Origin of the sequence: Crocosphaera sp., from assembly GCF_030064895.1 — a bacterium.
Taxonomy (GTDB): domain Bacteria; phylum Cyanobacteriota; class Cyanobacteriia; order Cyanobacteriales; family Microcystaceae; genus Crocosphaera.
In genome coordinates, this window is record NZ_JASJEB010000153.1 from 1 (window position 1) to 6,967 (window position 6,967).

The following is a 6,967-nucleotide window of genomic DNA, read 5'->3' on the forward strand; positions in this document are numbered from 1 at the left end:
CATTGGGAATCTGTTATATCTGACGGATAAGAACGTCTCTTCATAAAACTGTCATAAAAACTTATTCCATAGTTTTATAACCACAAATCTGTGCCGCCTAATTTCTTTATCTTTTCTTTACAAACAGTCTCTTAGCTGCCTGATTATAATCTCCCTTGTTAATATATAGATAGAATTGACGTAGATTTTCGGAAATCGAAGGAGAAGCCTTAACCAATGGTGTACAATACCCCAAACCAACTAAGCAGAGCAAAACAAGACATGGTTTTAAAAGTCGAAAAAAATAGATCATATTTATGGGCTTGATTGAGCAAAAAAAATTTTTCATAAACTTGGTTGTATTTCTAAGTTTGATCAACTTAAATTTATCTAAAGTAACAGCTTGGGAACCACCAAAAGAAGAATCTCCTGAAAACACCCAAGGAGAAACGTCAAGAGGTTGCCCCAACTATTTACCGCAATTGACCTTAATCGGTGTTGCTCCAACAGATCATATCAGTACCAGTCAAGAAAAACCTTTTCTTGTTTTTGAAGTAACTCAATTGAGAGAAACACAAAACATAAAAATCACTATTACAACTAAAGATAACAGAACAATTATTGGACAAAATGAACATATTATTCTAAATGAAGGGCTTTTAAATTATCAACTTCCCCAATTAAATAGAAACCAGGAATATATCATTAGAGCTTCTATTCCCTGTCAAGGTTCATCTCTCAAAGGAGTGAGATTAAAACAAACAATTATAGTTTCTGGTTCTCAAAAAACCCCTTATGATCATTGGGTTCAAAAATATCGAAGTGTTTCTGATAATAATTTGATTACTATATCGCCTAGTGAATAAATATTTTCAACAAAGTCTCAAAATTTCAATATTGCCGTTTTGTGTTTGTCTAATGCGACTAATGGGAGGACTGCAAGCAGTGGAACTTTCAATAATGGACGTTTTTTTCCAATTAAAACCTTCAGAAGACCTTGATGAGAGAATCGTTATAGTGGGATGGGAAGAGAGTGATATTTATCATTTTCAGCGTAGTCGCCCGTCAGATCTGATGTTAGCTGAGACCATAGATAAATTAGAAAAAGGGCAACCTGTAGTTATCGGTATAGATTTTCTGCGAGATATTCCTGAACCTCCAGGGCGTAAAGCGTTTTTGGACATTTTTACTAAATATGACCAAGTTTTTGCCGCAGCCAAAATAACAGGTAGTCAAAAGAATAATCAGTTTGCCCCTCTTCCTCCACCCCCTATTCCTGAAAGTGCGATTGCTGATGTATCGGCTATTTTAGACGGTGATGGCATAAAAAGACGAAGTTTTCTGTATGCACAAACCGACCCCCCTGTACCCAATTTAGCATGGGTAATGGCCAAAAAATATTTAGCTAGACAAAATATTTTTCCCTCAGAACAAAGTAAATGGCTTCGTCTCAATGGAATTACATTTTATCCTGTGAAGAAATGGCATAGCCCCTATATCAGAGTAGATGATCGTGGATATCAGATTATTCCCAATTGGCGTAAATCAGAATTTATAAAATACTCATTTGCTGAGGTTTTAAATCCTGATTTCGATCCCACCTTAGTAACTGAGAAAATTGTGTTACTCGGTGCCACTGCACCCAGTTTAAAAGATATCACTTATTTACCTTTTAATCTGAATCTTGAAGGTTCGCCTCAGTTTGTCCCTGGAGTCGTATCCCACGCACAAACTGCTAGTTTTATCCTCAGTGCCACCTTAAATGGAAGGCCAACTATCCAATTTCTGCAAGAACCTTGGATTTCCTTAATGATCATCGTTTCGGGCTTAATAGGAGCAAGTCTGCTTCAGTGTCCCCTGATGCGCAGAGTTTTATTAATATTAGGAGGAAGTGTCCTTCTTGTTTTTTCTAGCTATGGGTTATTTCTCAAAGGTTGGTGGGTTCCGATTGTCCCTTCTCTGGTGACTCTTTTGGGTAATTGTTTAATTCTTTCTGTTGTTCAATATGAGCAAAATCAGAAACGTCAATTAGAGAAAATTTCTCAGATTAACGCCAAGTTAGAAAACAGAGTTGAAAAGTCGAAAATTTATCAAGAATTTGCGGCTTTTTGTAGTCATATTTCCAAGAATCTTCTTGATGATTATCAATTTCTCATCAATTTTAAAACCATTTATCAAAAACTAATCAAAGCAGTATTTCTTGAAATGGAAACCCTAATTGAAGATAAGTCTGTTTATAGAAAACTGGAAAATTCTTTAAATTTAATTCAACAAGTAACCGTCAATGAAGCGGATGAAAAAATCAAACTATTTGGTGCGTTCTTAAGTCGAAGTCTCCCTGGTATGGACATTGCTAGTTTTGATATCGAAGGATTAGATATGACAAAAAGTAATCAAACTCTTGAGCAACTAATTCCTGAAATTGTTTTAGGAAATCTTCGCCAAATTTTTTACGATCTCTACGATTGGGACTCAAAGACTCAATGTTACTTCCAATTAGACGAGTGGTCAATTTCTTTAGATTCTAAATTATTGTTAAAGTTTTTACATAAAATGATTGATGAAGTTCTAGACATTGCTGATAGTCATGAAGCAAATGAGAAAGTAAAAATATTTTTTCAGAGTTATAAAGAAGATAAGAATAAGATTTTAAAAATTCAGATAACCTATCCTTATCACCCTCAAGAGATAACCGCATTAGAGTGGAGTGTATACAATTATCAGGTTAAAGTTAAAACCGACGAAGACGTGACAATTTGGACAATATTAATGTAGTCATATTACTGATTAATTGACTGCTCGCTCCTCGGGATCGCGGCGAGTTCGCGCGTAGGGATTTTGGGGGAAAAATAAAGAGAGTCCGATAATCGGTTTTATCGGACTCTAAAAATGCTAGAATCAAGACACTTGTAGTAAAAGAGCGGTGCCATGTCTAACTTGCTCCCTACTTCCCCGACCAAACTCGTCCTGGTTGAAGAGCAACATTTCTTGACTTTTTTTGATGGCTTTGTGGCCACCGATGTGGGAGATGGTGCGGCGGCCAATGACACAATCCGAACCTATCGCTCCAACCTCAAGCAGTTTCTTCGTTGGTGTGAACAAGAGCGAATTCATCCCATTTCTGCCACTTTTGCTGAGTTAAAACAATATCGACATTGGTTAGTTTCTCGATACCAAAAGACGACTATATCCCTTAAATTGAGCGTTTTACGTCGTTTTTATGATGCTTTGCTGGAAAATGGTTATATTTTGAGTAATCCGGCCTTGAGACTGAAACCACCACGGGAGGTTAAAGATCCAGCTGCTCGTTTCAACTATCTGCAAAGGGAGGAAATGCGGCAATTACTTTTCTGTTTGCCTGAAGATGATTCGGTTCATTCGTTACGCGATCGCCTCTTAATTTCGGTGATGGTGTTAGAGGGATGCCGCACTGTGGAAATGCACCGTGTAAATGTGGGGGATATTGTCAAGGATGGCCCCAATGTGGGTTTGCAGGTTTGGGCAAAACAGAGGATTCGAGTGGTTCCGTTGACTCCTGATTTAGCTTCATTACTGCGGAAATACTTGAGTAAGCGACGAAAAAATGGTGAAAGTCTCACTAAGGAGACCCCGCTCTTTGTTTCAGTGGCTCATAGCACAAGAGGGCAAAGGTTGAGTCGCCGCTCAATCCGGCGCGTTGTGGATAAATATTTACAGAAAATCGGGTTGAAAGAGTTGCCCCCAAAGCTGACTGAAACACCGAAAATAGGGGGAAAGGAGAGGAAATCTCGACAAAAAAAAGACTATAGCTCCTCAAGGACTCGGTATAAGTCGCAAAGGAGAAAGCTTAGCGCACATTCGTTAAGACATACCGCAGGAACCTTGTCCTTAAGGGCAGGAGCCTCTTTACGACAAATTCAGGATTTGCTAGGCCATGCAGACCCCAGAACGACCATCATCTACGCTCATATTGCTGACCGATGGCAGCATAATCCGGCGTTATTGCTATTGGCTGAGAAACCTCAATTAGACGAAAATCTAACCAGAAGAATTCAGCAACTACGAGAATCTTTGACAAGGATTAATCCACTTCATCTCACTCTTCATGAAGAAGAGACTCTGAGAATTTTTGAAAAAATATGTGCCTAATTCTAATAGTCATTTCATTTATCATTCGTTTGGAAGTAGGCTTGAAACAAAAATGAAAGATGTGCGGAATGCACTGCCGCTTTCCACCTCGAATTCAATTCGAGGTGGGTCGGCAGTTCAATGTTCAATGTTTAATGTTATCCCAACCCAGACCATGCAGCATAAGTAATTGCGATCGCATCCACCTGAGCGTCTAATTTTAAGGGGTTAAGGGAGAACATATGTTCAAGAATAGCAGCAATATCCTCTCGTTGGGCTTTGGGGGTATCAAGATTACTTTTCCAGGTGGCGGGGTAAATCATGGTGGGAAGGCAACCGTGTCGGTAAGCAACGAGGTTAAGGACACCTAAAACTTGCAATAATTTGTTGGTTGAGGGGAATTCAGCTTTGATGAAGGGTTTTTCGATGGCAATACAGCAATTCTCATTTTGCCCAAAACAAGATCATTAGTTCTCTAATCAGTTTAGAGAACTAACGGAGATTGAAAAGAAATTAAGCAAAAATACTGATAATAAAGTTAGAGAAAATGATAGTTCCAGAGTCAAAATATACTACAATTAGTTGAAAGAAGAGCTAATAGTGTAAAACTGTAGAATTACATGGAAACATTGCCTGTTACCATATCACCGTCAGAGTTAATTGAATTTCTTTCTCTTCAATTGAATAATTTACCAGACCAAAGAAAAGGGTCAAATACAACTTATGAAATAAAAGCAACTTATGAAATAAAAGAGTTTGTTCTAGCTGCGTTTTCTGTATTTTTTACACAATGTCCTTCTTTTCTAGAACATCAAAATTTAATGAAAAAAAGTAAGGGAAAAGATAATGCTGAGAGTCTATTTGGACTAAAGAAAATCCCTTGTGATAATCAAATACGAACTTTATTAGATACGATTCCCGCCACAAAAATCTTTCCTACCTTCCAAACTGTATGGGAATGGTTAAGGAAAAATAGAATAATTAATCATTTTAAATATTTAGATGAAGAAATTTTATTGGCTTTAGATGGAACGGAATATTATTCCTCAAAAAACATTAATTGTCCTCATTGTAATTGTCGAAATCATAGAAATGGAACCACTACCTATTATCATCAAGTAATTACCCAAGTTATCGTTGCTCCTGAGAAAAAACAGGTCATAAATTTAGAACCAGAATTTATTAGAAAGCAAGATGGTAAAACTAAACAAGACTGCGAAAATGCAGCGATTAAAAGATGGTTATTGAGAAATCCAGCCAAGGCAAAAAATCAGAAAATAACTTTATTAGGGGATGATCTTTATTCTCGGCAACCTATATGTGAGTTAGCCATAGAACAAGGTTACAATTTTATTTTTGTAGCTCTAGCTTCATCTCACAAAAGTTTATATGAATGGTTGGAATTCTTAGAAAATAGTGGAGAAGTCGTTAAAGGAAAAGTAAGAAAATATCAAAAAAACAAACTACTATATTATAGGTATAAGTATGTAAATAACGTGCCATTGAGAGAAACTGAGCCTTCAAAGATGGTCAATTGGTATGAAGTAGAAATCTATGACAAAGCGAAAAAAAAAGTAATTTATAGGAATAATTTTATCACGAATCATCAATTAAATGATGAAAACATGGAAAAGATAATAACCAGTGGAAGGACAAGATGGAAGGTAGAAAATGAAGGAAATAACCTACTTAAAAATCAAGGTTATAATTTAGAACACAATTTCGGACACGGACAAGAGAATTTATCAGAAATACTACTGGCTTTAAATTTATTAAGTTTTCTCTTTCATAATGTCTTAGAATTAGTCAATGAACTCTATCAAAAAGCTCGAAAAAAATTAGAAAAAAGAATAACGTTTTTTAATGACATTAGAGCTTTAGTCAAATATGAATGGTTTGAAGATTGGTCAGAATTATTTGTTTATATAATATCAGAAGGGGAGCAAAAGAAATTTATTAATACAAGCTAATACAATAGATGAATTTTAGGGGTGTGGGGAATAAAACAAGTGAAAATAATAAAAAAATACCCTGATTTTGATGAAGAAAAAGAATGAGGAATAGTCGGTTATTTTCTTTTTTATGTAGTATATCTGTAGCCTAAATAATCAGAAGGACAAGAGTAAAGGAAAAAGGGGGATTTTAGCTAAGTTCTCTACTTCAAAAAGAGAACTTAGTCGTTCTATTCTTCAAAATGAGAATTGCTGATGGCAATATGGGCCGGTTGATAGTCTTTAATAATTTGCTGTAAATCTGCTTCTATTTCTGCTAATCGATAAGGTAATGGATCGTCAGAACTGGTTGAAATTAAGCCAAAATCGACTATATTCGCTTCTTCTGTTGTTTCACCTTCCAGGATAGCCCATCCTAATTCAGAGATACTGGGTTTAATTCCTAGCCAATGATGGGATATTGAGGATTTGTGCGCATTTTGGTCTAAGGATATGGCATAAGCTTTGATTTCCTCCACAAAACATTCAGGAACCCTGATGGCCTTGGTTGGGAGATGATGCCATTGGGTTGATTGTGGAATGAGATTTTTAAGACTGCGAGAGGATTTAGGCATAATTCCAGTGTACACTGGAATTATAGTGGTTAAAAATATTGATCTTGTAAAAATTTAAAATGCCTTATTATTATTATAAATAGGGTTTGGTTAGAAGCTTTTCATCTCACCCCAGAAATGATTGATTTCTCAGAGTCAGAGATAAAAATATTAGAAAATTAACAGAACAGAAAAGTTAACAAACTTTTTTTGATTGGATTAAGTATAGTTTTAATTTTAATTGTCTTGGGATTTACCCTTTTAACATTAGCTTTAGTAACGTGGTTATGGAAAAATATTACGGGTAATAACTAATGGATAAATTAAATTTGAGTG

General features: G+C 35.9%; 6 protein-coding genes. 4 read left to right on the forward strand and 2 right to left on the reverse strand.

Features of this window, described 5'->3' with window-relative positions; all coding sequences use genetic code 11:
* Positions 1-350 precede the first annotated feature (350 nt).
* The 3 genes from QNJ66_RS24965 to QNJ66_RS24975 all read left to right on the forward strand — a co-directional run bounded on the left by QNJ66_RS24965 (position 351) and on the right by QNJ66_RS24975 (position 4,107).
* On the forward strand, positions 351-845 hold the full coding sequence (locus tag QNJ66_RS24965) for a hypothetical protein (RefSeq protein WP_300511370.1): 495 nt from the start codon (positions 351-353) through the stop codon (positions 843-845).
* Positions 838-2,754: a CHASE2 domain-containing protein gene (locus QNJ66_RS24970; protein WP_366146322.1), complete on the forward strand. Its 1,917-nt coding sequence runs from the start codon at positions 838-840 to the stop codon at positions 2,752-2,754. Before QNJ66_RS24965 ends, QNJ66_RS24970 begins: the two co-directional genes overlap by 8 nt.
* Before the next feature lie 153 nt (positions 2,755-2,907).
* Entirely contained in the window at positions 2,908-4,107 is a 1,200-nt protein-coding gene (locus QNJ66_RS24975; protein ID WP_300511372.1) for a tyrosine-type recombinase/integrase, read from the forward strand.
* A 137-nt stretch (positions 4,108-4,244) separates the two neighbouring features.
* Here QNJ66_RS24975 and QNJ66_RS24980 read toward each other — a convergent pair whose 3' ends face one another.
* Positions 4,245-4,409: a hypothetical protein gene (locus QNJ66_RS24980; RefSeq protein WP_300511373.1), complete on the reverse strand. Its 165-nt coding sequence runs from the start codon at positions 4,407-4,409 to the stop codon at positions 4,245-4,247.
* A gap of 297 nt (positions 4,410-4,706) precedes the next feature.
* Here QNJ66_RS24980 and QNJ66_RS24985 point away from each other — a divergent pair, with 297 nt between their 5' ends.
* A complete protein-coding gene (locus QNJ66_RS24985) occupies positions 4,707-6,056 on the forward strand; it encodes an ISNCY family transposase (protein ID WP_300511374.1) in 1,350 nt (449 codons plus the stop codon).
* A gap of 212 nt (positions 6,057-6,268) precedes the next feature.
* Here QNJ66_RS24985 and QNJ66_RS24990 read toward each other — a convergent pair whose 3' ends face one another.
* Entirely contained in the window at positions 6,269-6,652 is a 384-nt protein-coding gene (locus tag QNJ66_RS24990) for a crossover junction endodeoxyribonuclease RuvC (RefSeq protein WP_300511375.1), read from the reverse strand.
* Positions 6,653-6,967: the final 315 nt, after the last annotated feature.